At 31.4% G+C, this 17,128-nt stretch carries 17 protein-coding genes; 5 read left to right on the plus strand and 12 right to left on the minus strand.

Annotated elements, in window-relative coordinates; genetic code table 11:
- The first annotated feature begins 8 nt into the window (after positions 1–8).
- Positions 9–1,520 (plus strand): citrate lyase subunit alpha, encoded by a 1,512-nt coding sequence (gene citF / locus ETU10_RS03670; RefSeq protein ID WP_146309961.1) that lies wholly within the window; start codon positions 9–11, stop codon positions 1,518–1,520.
- A 12-nt stretch (positions 1,521–1,532) separates the two neighbouring features.
- Entirely contained in the window at positions 1,533–2,936 is a 1,404-nt protein-coding gene (gene citG, locus ETU10_RS03675; RefSeq protein ID WP_146309964.1) for a triphosphoribosyl-dephospho-CoA synthase CitG, read from the plus strand.
- A 56-nt stretch (positions 2,937–2,992) separates the two neighbouring features.
- On the opposite strand, the gene hisIE is transcribed toward citG, so the two are convergent.
- From hisIE to hisG, 12 genes are all read right to left on the minus strand, one after another.
- Positions 2,993–3,583 (minus strand): bifunctional phosphoribosyl-AMP cyclohydrolase/phosphoribosyl-ATP diphosphatase HisIE, encoded by a 591-nt coding sequence (gene hisIE, locus ETU10_RS03680; protein ID WP_146309966.1) that lies wholly within the window; start codon positions 3,581–3,583, stop codon positions 2,993–2,995.
- Positions 3,584–3,603: 20 nt separating this feature from the next.
- Positions 3,604–3,975, minus strand: coding sequence for an MmcQ/YjbR family DNA-binding protein (locus tag ETU10_RS03685; protein ID WP_146262090.1), 372 nt, complete (start codon positions 3,973–3,975; stop codon positions 3,604–3,606).
- A gap of 86 nt (positions 3,976–4,061) precedes the next feature.
- Positions 4,062–4,814 (minus strand): imidazole glycerol phosphate synthase subunit HisF, encoded by a 753-nt coding sequence (gene hisF / locus ETU10_RS03690; RefSeq protein ID WP_146309968.1) that lies wholly within the window; start codon positions 4,812–4,814, stop codon positions 4,062–4,064.
- A gap of 8 nt (positions 4,815–4,822) precedes the next feature.
- Positions 4,823–5,491: a hypothetical protein gene (locus ETU10_RS03695; RefSeq protein ID WP_146309970.1), complete on the minus strand. Its 669-nt coding sequence runs from the start codon at positions 5,489–5,491 to the stop codon at positions 4,823–4,825.
- 5 nt (positions 5,492–5,496) lie between these two features.
- Positions 5,497–6,207 carry a 1-(5-phosphoribosyl)-5-[(5-phosphoribosylamino)methylideneamino]imidazole-4-carboxamide isomerase gene (gene hisA / locus ETU10_RS03700; protein WP_146309972.1) on the minus strand — a complete coding sequence of 237 codons (711 nt, stop codon included), beginning with the start codon at positions 6,205–6,207 and terminating at the stop codon, positions 5,497–5,499.
- Positions 6,208–6,222: 15 nt separating this feature from the next.
- Positions 6,223–7,143 carry a hypothetical protein gene (locus ETU10_RS03705; protein ID WP_146309974.1) on the minus strand — a complete coding sequence of 307 codons (921 nt, stop codon included), beginning with the start codon at positions 7,141–7,143 and terminating at the stop codon, positions 6,223–6,225.
- 6 nt (positions 7,144–7,149) lie between these two features.
- Positions 7,150–7,728 (minus strand): imidazole glycerol phosphate synthase subunit HisH, encoded by a 579-nt coding sequence (gene hisH / locus ETU10_RS03710; protein WP_185145052.1) that lies wholly within the window; start codon positions 7,726–7,728, stop codon positions 7,150–7,152.
- Between the two features lie 30 nt (positions 7,729–7,758).
- A complete protein-coding gene (locus tag ETU10_RS03715) occupies positions 7,759–8,463 on the minus strand; it encodes a hypothetical protein (RefSeq protein WP_221410360.1) in 705 nt (234 codons plus the stop codon).
- Positions 8,464–8,475: 12 nt separating this feature from the next.
- Entirely contained in the window at positions 8,476–9,570 is a 1,095-nt protein-coding gene (gene hisB, locus ETU10_RS03720; RefSeq protein ID WP_146309978.1) for a bifunctional histidinol-phosphatase/imidazoleglycerol-phosphate dehydratase HisB, read from the minus strand.
- On the minus strand, positions 9,570–10,601 hold the full coding sequence (gene hisC, locus ETU10_RS03725) for a histidinol-phosphate transaminase (RefSeq protein ID WP_146309980.1): 1,032 nt from the start codon (positions 10,599–10,601) through the stop codon (positions 9,570–9,572). The genes hisB and hisC overlap by 1 nt, the downstream gene beginning before the upstream one ends.
- Positions 10,602–10,629: 28 nt before the next feature.
- Positions 10,630–11,904, minus strand: coding sequence for a histidinol dehydrogenase (gene hisD, locus ETU10_RS03730; RefSeq protein WP_146309982.1), 1,275 nt, complete (start codon positions 11,902–11,904; stop codon positions 10,630–10,632).
- Between the two features lie 31 nt (positions 11,905–11,935).
- A complete protein-coding gene (gene hisG / locus ETU10_RS03735) occupies positions 11,936–12,793 on the minus strand; it encodes an ATP phosphoribosyltransferase (protein WP_146309983.1) in 858 nt (285 codons plus the stop codon).
- 536 nt (positions 12,794–13,329) lie between these two features.
- Here hisG and ETU10_RS03740 point away from each other — a divergent pair.
- The 3 genes from ETU10_RS03740 to lpdA all read left to right on the plus strand — a co-directional run bounded on the left by ETU10_RS03740 (position 13,330) and on the right by lpdA (position 17,008).
- On the plus strand, positions 13,330–14,868 hold the full coding sequence (locus ETU10_RS03740) for a glycine--tRNA ligase (RefSeq protein WP_146309984.1): 1,539 nt from the start codon (positions 13,330–13,332) through the stop codon (positions 14,866–14,868).
- A 92-nt stretch (positions 14,869–14,960) separates the two neighbouring features.
- A complete protein-coding gene (locus tag ETU10_RS03745; protein ID WP_146309985.1) occupies positions 14,961–15,518 on the plus strand; it encodes a hypothetical protein in 558 nt (185 codons plus the stop codon).
- A gap of 86 nt (positions 15,519–15,604) precedes the next feature.
- Entirely contained in the window at positions 15,605–17,008 is a 1,404-nt protein-coding gene (gene lpdA / locus ETU10_RS03750) for a dihydrolipoyl dehydrogenase (RefSeq protein ID WP_146309987.1), read from the plus strand.
- Positions 17,009–17,128: the final 120 nt, after the last annotated feature.

The following is a 17,128-nucleotide window of genomic DNA, read 5'->3' on the forward strand; positions in this document are numbered from 1 at the left end:
GTATTAAGATGAATCAAAAAGAAAGAATATCAACCTATTTGGAATCTAAAGAAGCGATCCATGCTGGTGAATATAAAAAAATATGCAAACTAGACTTACTTGAAACCATTGCTAACGATAGAAAAATATGTGATTCAATGGAACAAGCCATTGAAAAGTCTGGATTAAAAGATGGGATGACAATCTCTTTTCATCATGCATTTAGAAATGGAGACTATGTTATTAATATGGTGATGGAAGTAATTGCAAATAAGGGATTTAAGAATTTAACTTTAGCGGCCAGTTCTTTGAATAGTTGTAATTCCCCCTTGGTGCAATATATAAAAGATGGAGTGATAACAAAAATATATACTTCTGGAATCAGGGGAGAACTAGCCGAAGAAATTTCAGCAGGAATTATGAATGAGCCTGTGAATATACATTCCCATGGAGGAAGAGTACATTTAGTAAAAACAGGTGAAATAAAAATTGACGTGGCATTTTTAGGTGTACCGGTTTGTGACGAATATGGGAATGCTTCAGGGGTTGGATTTTGCGGTTCCCTAGGGTACGCAAAAGTAGATGCAGCGAATGCAGATAAAGTAATTCTACTTACAGAAAAATTTGAAGAATATCCTTTTACTCCCGCAAGTATTGCTCAAGATGAAGTTGATTACATTGTAAAAGTTGATCAAGTAGGAGATCCTAATAAAATTGGTGCAGATGCTACAAGAATGACTAGTAATCCTCGGGAGTTGTTAATTGCAAGAAAAGCTTCAGAAGTAATTGCTAAATCAGGATTTTTTAAAGATGGATTTTCATTACAGACCGGTTCCGGTGGAGCAGCATTGGCGGTTACTCGTTTTCTAGAAAATAAAATGAGAAGCCGAAATATTAAAGCAGGATTTGCTTTAGGCGGAATTACTTCCAGTATGGTTAAACTTCACGAAGCAGGTTTAATAAAAAAACTGTTAGATGTTCAAAGTTTTGATAAAGATGCTGCACAATCATTAAAAGTTAATCCCAATCACTTAGAAATTAGTGCTAATCAATATGCCAATTATAGTTCTAAAGGAGCCTCAGTGGAAAGGTTAGATGTAGTTGTACTAAGTGCGTTGGAAATTGATGTGAATTTTAATGTTAATGTATTAACCGGATCAGACGGAGTAATTCGGGGAGCTTCTGGTGGACATAGTGATACAGCAGCATCCGCACAATTGGCGATCATCGTAGCCCCATTAGTAAGAGGACGTTTACCGACCGTAGTAGATCAAGTACTTACTTGCGTTACGCCTGGTGAAAATATAGATGTTTTAGTCACCGATCATGGAATAGCTGTAAATCCTGAAAGACCTAATTTGAAAAGACGTTTGGAAGATGCCGGTGTTTCTTTAGTATCCATTGAAGAACTTAAAAACAGGGCTTTAGAGCTTACAGGAATACCAAAACCTATTGAGTTTACAGATAAACCCGTAGCGGTTGTCAGGTATAGAGATGGAAGAGTGATTGATGTTGTGTACCAAGTAAAACACCATGGATAATTAATTAGATAGATGGAATTTTTATTTTCCGAATTCATATCGCCCAATTGTTTAGTAGGAAAAAAACCTTCATTAATGGAAGTATTAAATTCCAGAGATAAAAAACAATTTTTACAACAAGAATGTTTGAAAAAACATTCTTGTTCTTTATTATCCATAAGTTTAATATCTCCCGGAGGGGTGAAAAAAAATTTATTGCAAGAATATCTTTTTTTTAGAGCATTAGAAACTATAGATTCCTACTTATTAAAAGAAAAAATAACTATAAACGAACGCTTAATAAAAGACGAAGAAACCGGCTTATATGCATTGATTTCTTTGGAGGTAGATCCTATGGAATTAAAGCTTAGGATGATAAAATTAGAGGAAAGCCTACCCCTAGCAAGATTGTGGGATTTAGATGTTTTAGATAAACAGGGAAACATAATCTCTAGAAAACAGACCCATCAAGCAGAATTACGAAAGTGTTTATTGTGTGATCAAAAAGCAAAAATATGTGCAAGAAAACGCCTTCATTCATTAGATGAGATCAATAAGCGAATGCAACAAATAGTAGTTGAAGATTTTCTTTCACAGAAAGTATCAGAAATGGCTTACCGATCCATGCTTGAAGAAATTAATTTAACTCCTAAACCCGGTTTGGTTGATGCGGAAAATTCTGGATCCCATCGAGATATGAATCGGCAGACCTTTTTAAAAAGTGCAGAAGCCATCAAGCCCTTTTGGGCAAGCTTTACGCTAATGGGGATTCATAATAGTCATGAAAGTCCAGAACTCGTATTTAAAAATATAAGAAGTTTAGGTTTGCAAGCAGAAAAAGCTATGTTTTCTGCTACCTCTAATATTAATACCCATAAAGGAACTATATTTTCTTTAGGATTGGTTGCTACTGCCGTAGGATATTTATACAAGAATCAACGAAAAATAAATTCTGATTCAATCGGTGAATTTGTATCAAATGCAACGGTAGGAATTCTTGAAGAATTTTATGGTATGGAAGACAGAGAAGAATCCATTGGTATACAATTATTTAAAAAATATCATTTAACAGGAGCAAGAGGAGAAGCTGCCGAAGGGTTTAAAACTGTACGTATGAATTCTTTACCGGTGTTGTATAGATATCCAAGATTAAATAAAGAACATAGGTTGTTGTTAGCACTTCTAAATCTGATTTCAGTGAATAACGATACCAACGTAGTTCATAGAGGAGGTTTAGAAGCTTTGGAATGGATGAAAAATTATGCACAAAACTTATTGCAAGATCCATTGATATACAAAGACTCTAATTTTTTAGAAAATCAAATGAAAATTTTTGATAAGTTATGTATTGATAAAAATTTAAGTCCGGGTGGAAGTGCAGATTTATTAGCTCTTACTTGGTTCTTTTTTGAATTAGAAAATAATTTTTTAAAATAAGTATATAAAATCTAATTTTTTAAAAAAGCAGATAATTTTATTATCTGCTTTTAGTATTATCGATTTCTTTCCATTAAAACTTCTTCTATATCTTCTAAACGGTAACCTTTTGCTTTTAGTAATATTAAATAATGATAAAGCAAGTCCGCAGCTTCATTTTTAAAAAGATTTTCGTTGTTATCTTTCGCTTCAATGACAACTTCCACCGCTTCTTCTCCAACTTTTTGTGCAACTTTGTTCATTCCCCTTTCAAAAAGTTTATAGGTATAAGAATCCTTAACCTTCTCATCAATTCGTTGGTTGATAATTTGTTGCAACTCATAAATAAAACCTAGAGATTTTTTTTCACCAAAACAGGAATAACTACCGGTATGGCAAGTAGTTCCTTCGGGAGAAGCTAAAATTAGTATAGTGTCTCGATCGCAGTCGATTTGAATATCCTTCACCCAAAGATAATGGTTAGAAGTTTCACCCTTGGTCCATAAACGATTTTTACTTCTGCTAAAGAAAGTTACTTTTCCTTCTTTCTGAGTTTTATTAAAAGCTTCTTCATTCATGTAACCCAACATAAGTACCTGTAAGGTTAAATAATCTTGTATAATTACAGGAACTAGTCCATCGTTATTTTTATTAAAATCTATTTTCATTAGATAAATTATATTGAAAGTTATTCATTATTTAAATTGTTGTATTCAGTTTGTTTTACTTTTGGTAGTTTTTTTATAATCTCATCCACCGAATGTTGTACAAGTTCTTTGATGAGAAGGTTAGGTACATCACTTTCTAAGTAGACAGCATTCCATAAATTTGAGGTTGTGTGCTTTCCTTTGGTTATTCCTATATATTTTTCTCTCAAATCTATGCTTTTATCAGGATCACATTTCATACTAAAACTTAATTTACCATCTTTTGGAGAAATAGATCCGTAAGCAAACATTTTACCCATTACTTTAAAAACAAGAGTATTTTCATCGAAAGGAAAACTTTCGGTAGCTCCCTTTATAGATAAACAATAATCTCTAAAATCTTCGATATTCATTTTTTTAATATAAATTCGGGGATATAAATTTTTTTTATATCTATACGATTAAGTGATTATTATGTGAAAAATATTGAAATCTATTTTCATCGCATAGGAATATTTTGTTCTGATAAATAATTTTTAAGTTCAGGTATAGGTATTTCATTAAAATGAAAAATACTGGCAGCTAAAGCAGCAGATGTTTTAGTTTTTAGAAAAATATCAGAAAAATGCTCTTTGGTTCCTGCTCCTCCGGAAGCAATAACCGGAATATTAACTAAGTTAGCAACTTCTCCGGTAATATCCAAGGCAAAACCATTTTTCGTTCCATCATTATTCATGGATGTAAGCAATAATTCTCCGGCACCTAATTGTTCAGCTTGTTTTACCCAATCTAAAGTAAAAATAGGAGTAGGGGTACGTCCCCCGTGGGTATAAACCATCCATCCATTCTCCTCATTTTTCGTATCAATAGCTACAACTACGCATTGGCTTCCAAATTGACCAGCAATTTCCGAGATTAATTCTGGTTTGCGTACGGCGGAAGAGTTAATACTAATTTTATCTGCTCCTGCTTTTACTAGGGCTGCTACATCCTCCACGGAATTAATACCTCCTCCTACGGTAAATGGAATGTTTACTTCATGGGCAATCCTTTCTACTAAATGTATAAGAGTAGAACGGTTTTCTATAGTTGCGGTAATGTCTAAAAACACGAGTTCATCTGCTCCTTGTTTTGCATAAGCTTTTGCTAGTTCTACCGGATCTCCGGCATCCATAAGGCTTACAAAATTCACCCCTTTTACCGTACGTCCGTTTTTTATGTCTAAACAAGGAATAATTCTTTTTTTTAACATCTTAATTATTATTGAACATAGAATTTTTTTATGAGTTCTGATACTTTAGATATATTTTGTATATTACTATAACATCTTGAATATCCTATGATTACAAAGTGCTCTTTGTGGGGGATTAAATATCCAGCACCATTTTTCCAATCATATTTTTTTATTTCGTTATTTTCAAAAAATGAGTAGAGATAATCAAAGACAAACTTTCCTTCTGCAATGATTATTTTAGGTTTTGTATATTTAATCAGATCACCTATAAAGCCAAGAGAATTTTTCACAAAATTATTAACATTAAAAAATTTTTTAAGATCATTTAGGTTATTAGTAATTATTGGAAATAAATTTGTCTTTAGAGATTTATTTTGAAAAATTTCTTTAATAGAATTATTAGTAATTCCAGCGTTTTCCAGATATTTGATAGTATGTTCTGCTAAAGGATATTTATATTCATCATCCCACATATCTAAGTAGGATATCTCAGGATCAGAATTAACTTTATAATGTTTATCTTTACTCCCAGAGCCAGGATTTATCCCTATAAATAAAAAATCTATATTCTGTTTGATTTTTCCTTCAATAATACAAAATCCGTAATATAAATCTTTTAGTTCTCCTTTTTTAAGTTCTTTGTTGAGTTTATTAATGTACTCATTGTATTCTTGAAAGAAAGTTAAATTTTTCATAATTTTTAAAAATTAGAAAGTTCTTCTAAACTTATTCTTCCCTCATAAAAGGCTTTTCCAACAATGGCTCCTTCACAACCCATTTCTTTTAATCTATATAAATCTTCCACACTAGAAACTCCACCGCTGGCAATTAATTTTACCTGAGTTTTTTCCAAAATTTCATGGTAAAGATCATTGGAAGTTCCTTCTAGCATTCCGTCTTTATAAATATCGGTACAGATGACATAGGAAATTCCTTTTTTCTGGTATTCTTGTATGAAATCTATTACTTCTAAAGAGGAAGATTCTAACCAGCCTTGGGTAGCTATTTTTCTATCTTTACAATCAGCCCCCAAAATAATTCTATCGGCTCCATATTTTTCAATCCAAGATTGGAAAATATCCGGATTTTTCACGGCAATGCTTCCTCCGGTTATTTGACTCGCTCCATTTTCAAAAGCAATTCGTAAATCTTCATCACTTTTTAATCCTCCTCCAAAATCTATTTTAAGGTTGGTTTCTGTAGCTATTTTATATAGAGTATCATAATTGATGATTCTACTGGATTTTGCTCCGTCTAAATCCACCAAGTGCAAATAATTAATTCCAGCATCTTCAAATTCTTTAGCTGCATCCAAAGGGTCTTCTCTATAAATTTTTTCGGTAGAATAATCGCCTTTGGTTAGGCGAACACATTTTCCGTTTATAATATCTATGGCGGGTATAATTCTCATTTTTATATTTTAAATTTATTTAAAAAACTCATTTATTTGTTCTTGAGTAGATAAGAATTTTGGATCTGTCTTCTTCCAAATTATATTTTCCTTTATGTTAATAGTGTCGCAATAATATTCTCCATTAGCAATAAGTGTTTTTTTACCTTTTTTATATACGATTTGAGTAGAACAAATAGTTGGAGTTAAGTAATCATCCACTATTTTAGGTGGTAATACAATATTTACTCCTTGAGATGCTGTTTGCACACTGGGATAAATAATTCCTTGAATATTAGGGTTTTCTAAAACTAGGTTAGTATATGCAGCTGATATTTTGTAGTTATAGTCTTCTCCTATATTAACTTTTTTGGAAAATTCATCACTAATAAATTTTAAAAAATCTATAAAGAATTGTTCATCTTCTTCTGAGAGATTTAATTTTTGGAGAAATTCTATTTGTTTATTGTAAGAATGCTTAATGTCTGGATTATTATTGCAAGAATATTCTGAAAAAACAACCTCAACAAGAGTTATTTCTTCAACACTTTTCCATCTACTTACTGTATAATATTCTCCTGTAGTAGAGTCCAAGTTATGTCTAAATAAATTAGATGTTTCAAAAATAGCTGTTGCTCTTTGTTTATCAATTAAAGTTGTTTCAATAGCTCCATAAAACATAACTTGGTGAGGACAGTTTGCTCTTCCAAAAGAATTTAAGCATTTGTCAATAATCTTCGGATCTTTTATATATCCTAAATCATTAATATGTGTAAATAATTCATTATCATTATTTTTTCGAACTCTATCTATGAAAGCTCCTTTAGAAAGCTTAGCTTCTGGTAATGGGATTTTTTTAATACCATTTTTCAATAGATTATATATTTCATCATAGGAAATTTTATTAAGTTCCTGAGAATATTTTTTCAGTTTTTCTAGAGCATCATACTTATCCATAATATCTTATAATTCTATAAAATTCTTTAATATTTGTTCCCCGATATCTGCGGATTTTTCCGGGTGAAACTGGGTGGCATAAAAATTATCTTTTTGCAAAGCGGCACTATAGGGAAGAATATAATTGCAGGTGGCAGAAGTCTCCTTACATAACTCTACGTAATAGCTGTGTATAAAATAAACATCGCTATTCTCTTCTATATTTTGGAATAAATTTCCTTGCAGGTCATAAATATTATTCCATCCCATATGAGGAACCAATTCTTTAGGGGGAAATTTTTTCACCTCTGCATCAAAAATATGCAGGCAATCGGTATTTCCTTCTTCAGAGTGTTTGCACATGAGTTGTTGTCCTAAACAAATGCCTAAAAATGGTTGGGTAAGCGATTTAAGAAAAACGTCCATATTTCTTTCTCTTAGGTAGTTCATGGCAGTTCCTGCTTCGCCCACTCCGGGGAAAATGACTTTATCAGCTTTTAGAATGGTTTCTTTATCATCAGTAACCAAAGATTCTACCCCTAATCGTGACAAGGCATTCTGTACTGATTTTATATTTCCTGCATTGTATTTTATAATGGCTAACATAATTTAGATTTAAGTGAGAAGATATAAGGTTTAAGGTTGATATTTATTTTTCTTTTGTAATTCTATTTCTATTCCTTTTTGAAACCCATACATATCTATTATTTTAGCTTTAGTATAGTGTATTTGTGTATTTTTACCATCAAAAAAATCAATTGTGTAGATTTTATTGGATAAATCATCAATTTGTTCCTCATTCTCTTCATAAAATATTTTAATATAGTTTAATGAATTTTTATTAACCTTTGTAAAACCACAATTATTATCATCTATAAAAAAATGGCTAAAAGTAGAACGGAAATTTCTATCAAACGCAGGAATAAAGCCAAATACACCTAATAAAATTTTTGTTACAAGAGTTAAATGAGTATGGTTTTCTGTAAATCTTTCTTGTATTTCTTTATAAATATCTAATATGGTATCAATATTCTTTTCATTGTAATTGTGTACATCAATATTCCATATTTCCGGGCTGTCATTTTTTAACTTATATATATATTCAATCGTAGAAATAAAATGAGCTAAGCTTTTTTCTTGCAATAAAAAACTTGAGCCACGAAACATTCCCCAGCTGGCTAAGTAAGTAGCTAAAACTAAACAGCTCTTTTCAAAATCTTTGTTTATATCGGTAGCTTTGAAATAATTAAAACAGTAATCAAAAGAAGCATATCTCTTTTTATGCTCTCTATTTTTTAAATAAAGATCTACTTTTTCTTTTATATCTTCTTGTTTCATCATTGAATTTAGTTATTAAAGGCTTCCTTTGGTACTAGGAATAGCAAAATTAGCATCGGTTTGCTTTACTGCCATCTTTATAGCTTTGGCAAAGGCTTTAAAAATAGCTTCAATTTTATGGTGCTCGTTTTCTCCTTCTGCTTTTATATTTAAGTTGCATTTGGCGTTATCGCTAAAGGATTTAAAGAAATGATAAAACATTTCGGTAGGCAGCTCTCCAATTTTTTCACGTTTAAACTCTGCATCCCAAACCATCCAAGGTCGTCCACCAAAATCAATTCCTACCTGTGCCAGACAATCATCCATGGGTAAAAGAAATCCATAACGTTCAATCCCCTTTTTACTACCTAAAGCTTGTAAAACAGCTTCTCCTAAAGCAATTCCGGTATCTTCTATGGTATGATGTTCATCTACGTTTAAATCTCCATCCACCTCAATAAATAAATCCATATTCCCATGCTTGGCTATTTGTTCCAGCATATGGTCGTAGAAACCTAAACCGGTATGGATCTTACTTTTTCCGGAACCATCTAAATTAATTTCAACCAAAATTTTAGTTTCATTGGTATTTCGTACTACTTTAGCTTTTCGGGGTTCTTTTTTCAGGTATTGATAAATTTCTACCCAATTTTTAGTGCTAAAAGTAGCTTCGTTTTCATTTTCATCTCCCATATAAATAGATTTAGAACCTAAATTTTTTGCCAACTGAACATCGGTTAATCGATCACCGATCACATAAGAGTTGTTTAAATCGTAGTTTCCTTTTATGTAGTGGGTAAGCATTCCAATTCCTGGTTTTCGAGTAGGAAGATTTTCATGTTCAAAGCTTTTGTCGATGAGAATTTCTGAAAACTTAATTCCTTCATTTTCAAAAGCTTGTATAATTTTATTATGTGCCGGCCAAAAAGTATCTTCCGGGAAAGACTCGGTGCCTAATCCATCTTGGTTGGTTACCATTACCAATTCATAATCCATTTCCCGAGCAATTTTCGCAAGATTTTGAAAAACTCCTGGGTAAAATTCTAACTTTTCCAGACTATCTAGTTGATAGTCTACCGGAGGTTCCATGACCAAAGTACCATCTCGGTCAATAAATAATACTTTTTTCATTAGGAAATATTTTTTAGGGCTTGAATTAATTTTTCATTTTCTTCGGGAGAACCAACTGTAATTCTAAGGCTATTCTTAATTTTTGAGGATTGATTTCGTACAATAATTTTTTGTTCTAATAATTCCTGAAAAACTTTATTAGCATCCGTAAATTCAACTAGAAAAAAATTGGTGTCTGAGGGATATACTTTGGTAATTATAGGAATATTTTTAAATTCTTCTTTCATCTTTTCTTTTTCAGAAAGAATAAGTTTTACTCTTTTTTCAAATTCTTCTTGATTATGGAGGACTTCTAAGGCAGCTTTTTGGTTTAATACACTAATGTTATAGGGATGTTTTACTTTGTTTAAAAGTTGTATAATTTCCGGATTTGCGTAAGCCATTCCTATACGTACTCCTGCAATTCCCCATGCTTTACTTAAGGTTTGGAAAACAATAAGGTTGGGGGAATTGTTTATTTGATTCAGGTAAGATTTTTGAGTGGAGAATTCAAGATAAGCCTCATCAATGGCAACAATACCTTTGAAGTTTTCGAGAATAAAATCAATATCCTTAGAGTTTATATGGTTTCCGGTTGGATTATTGGGGGTACAAATCACGATTATTTTTAAGTTTTCATCAGAAAAATAATTTTTTGCTTCTTCAAGATTGATCTGAAAGTCAGAAGTTAAAGGGATATCAATAATTTCAACCTCGTTTAATTCTGCCGCTACTTGGTACATTCCAAAGGTTGGATTAAAAAATAGTACTTTATCTTTTCCCGGACGGCAGAAAACGCGATAAATATGATCAATAATCTCATCACTCCCATTTCCTATAAAAATTTGATTAGGTTCTATTTTTTTTATTTTACTTATTTTTTGTTTCAATTCTTGTTGGTAAGGATCTGGGTAGCGATTGTTTTCTCCAAATGGGTTTTCGTTGGCATCTAAAAATACACCTTGGATTCCTCCGGATTCATCTCTAGCACTAGAGTAAGGCTGCATGTTTAAAACATTGGTTCGAGCTAGTTTTTTTATATCAATATTCATTTTTATTATAATTAATTTAACTAATAATTTATTTTAATCGTAAAGAAACTGCATTTTTATGACCTAAGAGTTCTTCTGCTTCAGCCATCAGTTCAATGGTAGAACCTAAATTTTGAATTCCCTCTTGGGTAAGTTCTTGAAAAGTGATTTTTTTTACAAAACTATCAAGAGAAACTCCGCTATAATTTCGTGCATAACCGTTTGTAGGTAAAGTATGATTGGTTCCACTGGCATAGTCACCGGCACTTTCACAACTATAATTTCCTAAAAATACGGAACCTGCATTTTCTATTTTATTTACATAATTTACGAAATCTTTTATAGCTAAAATTAAATGTTCAGGAGCGTATTGGTTACTAAATTGAATACATTCATCTATAGAATTAAATAAAATTGCAGTGCTATGGTCTAAAGCTTTAGCCGCAATTTCTTTTCTGGGTAGTTGTTCAAGTTGATTTTCAATTTCTTTTAAAGTTTTCTCAAGTATTGCTTCGTCCGTGGTAAGGAAAATAACCTGACTATCAGTTCCATGTTCCGCTTGTGATAGTAAATCCGCAGCTACAAAAGATGGTTGGGCTTGTTCATCTGCAATAATGAGAACCTCACTAGGACCTGCAGGTAAATCGATACTTACATTGAATTCTTGGGCGTATTTTTTGGCCGCAGTAACGTATTGATTGCCCGGTCCGAAGATTTTATAAACCGCAGGAATAGATTCCGTACCCAAACTTAAAGCTGCAATTGCCTGTATTCCTCCCACTTTGTAAATTTCTGTAATTCCAACAGTTTTGGCAGCGAAAAGAATAGCTGGGTGTATATTCCCTTCACTGTCTGGGGGGGTACATAATATAATTTCTTTGCATCCGGCTAGTTTTGCAGGGATACCTAGCATTAACACGGTAGAGAAAAGGGGAGCTGTTCCTCCAGGTATGTATAAGCCTACCTTTTCAATCGGTCTAGATTCACGCCAACATATTACTCCTGGTTCAATATCAATAAGTTTAGGATGTTCTTTTTGTGAGGAATGAAATTTTTCAATATTATTTTTTGCACGAACAATGGCTTCTTGTAAAGCCATAGATATTTTATTGGTGGAATCATCAATTTCCTCTTCAGAAACTTTTAATTGTGTAAGATTTACATTGTCAAATTTTTCCGTGTATAATTTTAAGGCAGAATCGCCAGAGATTTTAATGTCGTTAAAAACACTTTTTACAGTATCTAGTAAGGATTCTTTTTCTCTTTCCGGTCTTAGGATTAAATCTTGCCAATCAGATTTAGCGGGGTATTTTATTGTTTTCATATTCTTATTTTATAAATTTAAGCATAATAAGCTAAAGAATCATTTTTTCAATAGGAACCACAAGGATGCTTTCAGCTCCAAGATTTTTTAGTCGGTCTATAATATCCCAGAATTCATCTTCTTTTATAACTGAGTGAATACTGCTCCAACCTTCTTTAGCCAAAGGAAGAACGGTAGGACTTTTCATTCCGGGTAAAACTTCAATAATCGCAGGAATAGCGGTGTTAGGAGCATTTAATAATATATATTTATTTTCACGTGAATAAATAACTGCCTGAATTCTAAATAAAAGTTTTTCTAAGATTTGTTGTTTTTCTTGAGATAAATTTTTAGATTTAATAAGTATAGCTTCGCTTTTAGTAACAGCTTCAACTTCTTTTAACCCATTCATTAATAAAGTACTACCCGTACTAACTATATCAAAAATACCATGAGCCAAGCCTATGCTAGGGGCAATTTCTACACTACCACTAATCTCTTCAATTTCTACGTATAAATTATTTTCAGCGCAAAATTTACTTAAAATTTTAGGATAACTAGTAGCAACTTTCTTGTTATTGAAATAAGAAATACCCGTATAATTTTCATCCTTAGGTATGGCTAATGACAATCGGCAGTTTCCAAAACCAAGTTTTCGTATAGTCTCTACTTTTCTGTTTTTTTCCCATACCTCATTCTCTCCTAAAATGCCTATATCAGCTACATTTTGTTCTACATATTGAGGGATATCATCATCTCTTAAAAATAACACTTCTATGGGAAAGTTAGAAGAGTTGGTTTTTAATGTTTGACTTCCTTTTGAAATTTTGATACCGCATTCTCTTAGTAGTTCTAATGATTTTTCACTTAATCTTCCACTTTTTTGAATTGCAATTTTTAATTTATCCATTTGTTTTTTTATTCTTAATCCTGATATAATACTAACAAAAAAACCGCCAGATTACTCAGGCGGTTTATATTATAGATTGTACATACACAAAATCAATCCACTGGCTCACCTGTTTGCAAGTAGTTAAAATGATGATGATGTGTGTGTGTAAAATTCATTTATTATTTTTCGTTGATACAAATTTATAAAAAAAATTAATAACCTTTTTAAAAATAAATATTATTAATTTGAATTTAAGTGATTTAATTATAGATCTTGAAAAATGATTAAATTTTAATTTTTCAAATTTCTTTAATAACTAAATTTCAAATAATAATTTATTAAGTGAAAATGATATTATTTTAAATTTAAATAATTTTAAAATTAGTTTTCTTGTAACATTTATCTATACTATTCTTAGAAATACACCTTATTTACCGTTTATTTATTTAGCTCCCCGTTTAGATTAGGACAATCTAAAGAAAATAAAACAATGGCATTTTACATATTAATATATTAAATTTGTCTTTGAACTAAAATAAATCTCAATTATATATATGAAATCTCAAGAAGATGCTTTGAAAAAAGTTGTGGCACATGCTAAAGAATATGGTTTTGTTTTTCCTTCAAGTGAATTGTATGATGGATTATCAGCCATCTATGATTACGGACAAAACGGTGTAGAGTTAAAGAACAATCTAAAGCAATATTGGTGGAAGGCTATGGTGCAGCTAAATGATAATATTACAGGAATTGACTCTGCAATATTTATGCATCCAACCATTTGGAAAGCATCTGGACATGTTGACGCATTCAATGATCCATTAATTGATAATAAAGACAGTAAAAAGAGATTTAGAGCGGATGTATTAGTTGAAGATTTTGCTGAAAAATTTGAAGAGAAAGCAAAAAAAGAAATTGAAAAAGCTAAGAAAAGATTTGGTGAGGATTTCGATCAAGAGCAATTTGAATCTACCCATCCTAAGGTATTAGAATACAGAAAACAAAAACAAGAAATTTTAGACCGATTAGCAAAAACCTTAGAAACTGATTTATCAAAAACCAAAGAATTAATTGAAGAGTTAGGAATTGGAGATCCCGAAACTGGATCTAAAAATTGGACTGAAGTACGTCAGTTTAATCTCATGTTTGGTACCAAATTAGGATCTACGGCAGATACTGCTACGGATTTATATCTTAGACCTGAAACAGCACAAGGGATTTTTGTTAATTATTTAAATGTACAAAAAACAGGTAGGAAAAAGCTTCCTTTTGGAATTGCACAGATAGGAAAGGCTTTTAGAAATGAAATTGTTGCACGACAGTTTATTTTTAGAATGAGAGAATTTGAACAAATGGAAATGCAGTTTTTTGTAGCTCCGGGTTCAGAACTTTCCTTTTTTGAAGAATGGAAAAATAAAAGATTAAACTGGCATTTAGCCTTAGGGTTGGGTAAAGAGAATTATCGTTTTCACGATCACGAAAAACTAGCGCACTACGCCAATGCAGCCACAGATATTGAATTTCAATTTCCTTTTGGATTTAAAGAATTGGAAGGAATTCACTCAAGAACGGATTTTGATCTTTCCGCCCATGAAAAATTTTCAGGAAAAAAAATTCAATATTTTGATCCCGAATTAAATAAAAATTATGTGCCTTATGTGGTAGAAACCTCCGTAGGTTTAGATCGATTATTCTTAGCGGTACTTTCTAATTCTTATAAGGAAGAAAGTTTAGAAGATGGAACTACTAGAACTGTACTGGCTTTACCGCCAGCGATAGCTCCAACGAAATTGGCGATTTTCCCACTTGTGAAAAAAGACGGTTTGCCTGAGTATGCACAAAAGATTTTCAATGATTTAAAATACGATTATAATATCATGTATGAAGATAAAGATGCTATAGGTAAAAGATATAGAAGACAAGATGCTATAGGCACGCCGTATTGCATTACCGTTGATCATGATACATTAAAAGATAATACTGTAACTATAAGAGATAGAGATACTATGACGCAAGAAAGAGTACCTGTTGATTCACTGCGTGAATTAATTGATCCAAAAGTAAATATGAAATCTTTATTAAAAAATTTATAATTTAAAAATTTGATCATACTTTATAAGGAGATTTTATTAAAATCTCCTTATTTGTTTTTTAGTAGAATAATTAATATTAAAAATAGATTTTTATGAAATTGCAAGAAAATTTATATTCTTATACAATTGGAGCTGAGGATTATTTAACTCATCAGTTATTTAGCGCCACAAATAATGAAAATTTTAAAAAACAAAGAAAAAAAGGATTGTTAATTTGGACTTTACTATTTGGTATTCTTGCCTTGGTTTTCTTTATTCAAAAAAAATTCTTTTTAACCAGTTACTTTATAATTTTTGGAATAATATTTTTTTTTGTTTATCCGTATTATTCAAGTTGGGTTTATAAAAGGTATTTTAAAAGAATTGTACAAAGAAATTTTTCTAACGATAAGGAAGCTGTTACCTTAAAAATATCAAGTGAAAACTTTATTCTCTCTAATCAAAAAGAACAAGGTGAGATAGCTATCGCTGATTTAGAAAGCATTAATGAAATAGCAACACATTTATTTTTGAGATTTAAAGATGGTAAAAATATAATTATCCCTATGTTAGAAGTTGAAAATAAAAATTTATTGCTAAATCAAATGACTTCTATAGCTCAAGAAAATTCATTTTCATACCACAAAGATTTAAATTGGAAATGGAAATAAATAAAATCATAAGTTAAAAAAATAAAACATATAAAAACTTTGTTTCAAGCAGATTTCATACATTTGAAAGAAAACAATACAAAAAAATGAATACTTTTGATGTTATCGTTATTGGTTCTGGACCAGGTGGTTATGTAGCTGCCATACGTTGTGCACAGTTAGGATTTAAAACAGCTATTATTGAAAAATATTCCACCTTAGGAGGTACTTGTTTAAATGTTGGTTGTATTCCATCCAAAGCCTTATTAGACTCTTCAGAACATTTTTATAATGCCGTTCATAATTTCGAAAACTTAGGAATTGAGATTCAGCAACCCAAAGCTAATCTAAATAGAATGGTTCAGAGAAAAAATGAAGTTGTTGATCAAACCACTAAAGGAATTAATTATCTAATGGATAAAAACAAGATTGTGGTTTACCAAGGTGTTGGAAGTTTTATTTCAGAAAAACAAATTGCGGTTAAAAAATCTGGAGGAGAAACGGAAGTATTAGAATCAAAATATTTTATAATAGCCACAGGTTCAAAACCTGTAAATTTGCCATTTGCCCCTGTAGATAAAGAAAGAATAATCACTTCAACCGAAGCCTTAAATTTAAAAGAAATACCCAAGCATTTAATAGTAATTGGCGGAGGAGTGATAGGTTTGGAATTAGGTTCTGTTTATAAAAGATTAGGTGCAGAAGTTACTGTAATTGAATATTTAGATTCTTTAATCCCTACGATGGATGGAGCTTTATCTAAGGAATTACAAAGAGTGCTTAAAAAACAAGGTATGAAGTTCTCACTTTCAACAAAAGTTACAAGTATTAAGAGAACCGGAGAAGAAATTGAAGTACATTGCGAGGCTAAAGACGGTGAAAAATTATCTTTTCAAGGAGATTATTGTTTAGTATCAGTAGGAAGAAAACCTTATATAGATGGATTAGGTTTGGAAAATATAAATTTAGGGGTTGATGAAAAAGGTAGAATTAAAGTTAATGCTAATTTACAAACCCAAGTTCCTAATATTTATGCGATTGGGGATGTAGTAGAAGGGCCTATGCTAGCGCATAAAGCTGAGGAGGAAGGAGTCTTTGTGGCAGAAATTTTAGCAGGTCAGAAACCACATATAAACTATCATTTAATCCCAGGGGTTGTGTACACTTGGCCAGAAGTGTCGGGGGTAGGATATACTGAAGAACAATTAAAAGAAAAAGGAAAACAATACAAAGTTGGTCAATTTCCTATGAGAGCTTTAGGAAGAGCTAGAGCTAGTGGAGATATAGAAGGTTTTGTAAAAATTCTGGCAGATAAAAAAACAGATGAAGTTTTAGGGGTTCATATTATTTCTGCAAGAGCAGCGGATCTAATTGCAGATGCTGTAACATTAATGGAATATAGAGCTTCTGCAGAAGATATTGCAAGAATGTGTCATGCGCATCCCACTTATTCAGAAGCGTTAAAGGAAGCAGCTTTAGATGCAACCGATAAGAGAGCTATTCATATGTAGTATTTCTGAAATTTAAATGGGATTAGTTATAGTGAAGATTTAACGCTTTAAATCTATTGATATTCAGAAATCTTATTTATTCAAGAGTTTTGATTAAATCTTATAATTATCGTAGTATTA

The sequence above is a fragment of the Apibacter muscae genome (genome assembly GCF_007845595.1).
GTDB classification, from domain to species: domain Bacteria; phylum Bacteroidota; class Bacteroidia; order Flavobacteriales; family Weeksellaceae; genus Apibacter; species Apibacter muscae.

Excerpts from the sequence above, each read along its gene's own strand:
- hisG (WP_146309983.1), bottom strand. The coding sequence starts at position 12,793 with ATGGATAAATTAAAAATTGCAATTCAAAAAAGTGGAAGATTAAGTGAA.
- hisF (WP_146309968.1), bottom strand. The coding sequence starts at position 4,814 with ATGTTAAAAAAAAGAATTATTCCTTGTTTAGACATAAAAAACGGACGT.
- hisC (WP_146309980.1), bottom strand. The coding sequence starts at position 10,601 with ATGAATATTGATATAAAAAAACTAGCTCGAACCAATGTTTTAAACATG.
- hisD (WP_146309982.1), bottom strand. The coding sequence starts at position 11,904 with ATGAAAACAATAAAATACCCCGCTAAATCTGATTGGCAAGATTTAATC.
- hisB (WP_146309978.1), bottom strand. The coding sequence starts at position 9,570 with ATGAAAAAAGTATTATTTATTGACCGAGATGGTACTTTGGTCATGGAA.
- ETU10_RS03685 (WP_146262090.1), bottom strand. The coding sequence starts at position 3,975 with ATGAATATCGAAGATTTTAGAGATTATTGTTTATCTATAAAGGGAGCT.
- lpdA (WP_146309987.1), top strand. The coding sequence starts at position 15,605 with ATGAATACTTTTGATGTTATCGTTATTGGTTCTGGACCAGGTGGTTAT.
- ETU10_RS03705 (WP_146309974.1), bottom strand. The coding sequence starts at position 7,143 with ATGGATAAGTATGATGCTCTAGAAAAACTGAAAAAATATTCTCAGGAA.
- hisA (WP_146309972.1), bottom strand. The coding sequence starts at position 6,207 with ATGAGAATTATACCCGCCATAGATATTATAAACGGAAAATGTGTTCGC.
- ETU10_RS03740 (WP_146309984.1), top strand. The coding sequence starts at position 13,330 with ATGAAATCTCAAGAAGATGCTTTGAAAAAAGTTGTGGCACATGCTAAA.
- citG (WP_146309964.1), top strand. The coding sequence starts at position 1,533 with ATGGAATTTTTATTTTCCGAATTCATATCGCCCAATTGTTTAGTAGGA.
- ETU10_RS03695 (WP_146309970.1), bottom strand. The coding sequence starts at position 5,491 with ATGAAAAATTTAACTTTCTTTCAAGAATACAATGAGTACATTAATAAA.
- hisH (WP_185145052.1), bottom strand. The coding sequence starts at position 7,728 with ATGTTAGCCATTATAAAATACAATGCAGGAAATATAAAATCAGTACAG.
- ETU10_RS03715 (WP_221410360.1), bottom strand. The coding sequence starts at position 8,463 with ATGATGAAACAAGAAGATATAAAAGAAAAAGTAGATCTTTATTTAAAA.
- citF (WP_146309961.1), top strand. The coding sequence starts at position 9 with ATGAATCAAAAAGAAAGAATATCAACCTATTTGGAATCTAAAGAAGCG.
- hisIE (WP_146309966.1), bottom strand. The coding sequence starts at position 3,583 with ATGAAAATAGATTTTAATAAAAATAACGATGGACTAGTTCCTGTAATT.
- ETU10_RS03745 (WP_146309985.1), top strand. The coding sequence starts at position 14,961 with ATGAAATTGCAAGAAAATTTATATTCTTATACAATTGGAGCTGAGGAT.